The sequence below is a fragment of the Streptomyces sp. 13-12-16 genome (assembly GCF_002114215.1).
GTDB lineage: Bacteria > Actinomycetota > Actinomycetes > Streptomycetales > Streptomycetaceae > Streptomyces.
Genome location: NZ_NCTE01001078.1, coordinates 1 through 565 on the forward strand (window position 1 = coordinate 1; position 565 = coordinate 565).

The 565-nt window shown below is 77.9% G+C and carries 1 pseudogene; it reads right to left on the bottom strand.

Annotation, left to right across the window (positions count from 1 at the left end):
- A pseudogene (locus B7767_RS35490) lies at positions 1 to 565 on the bottom strand (ABC transporter); the annotation flags it as partial.

Sequence of the window (565 nt, forward strand, 5' to 3'; positions counted from 1 at the left end):
AGCAGCCCGGCCGCGAGCACGGCCCCGGCCCCGGGCAGCAGCCAGGCGGTGAAGCCGACGGACAGGGCGGAGACGGCGACGGCCGCGCCGGCCGGCAGCAGCCAGCGCAGCCAGTAGTCCTGGAGCGCGTCCACGTCGGAGACCAGCCGGGAGAGCAGGTCGCCCCGGTGGGCGCCGCGCAGTCCGGCGGGCGCCAGCCGCTCGAGGCGCCGGTACACCGCGACCCGGGCGTCGGCCAGCATGCGCAGCACGGCGTCGTGCGACACGAGCCGCTCGGCGTAGCGGAACACGGCCCGGCCGATGCCGAAGGCGCGGGTCGCCGTCACGGCCATCATCAGATACAGCACGGGCGGCTGCTGGGAGGCCCGGGAGATGAGCCACCCGGAGGTCGCCATGAGCCCGACGGCGCTCCCCAGGGCGAGGGTGCCGAGCAGCAGTGCGAGGGTGATCCTCCCCCGCCGTGCGCCGGACAGGGCACGGACGCGGGCGAGGACACCGCCCGGGGCCGTGTCCGCCTCGGGCTCGGCGGGCCCGCCGACCGGTGCGAAGGCGGCCTCTGCGGCCG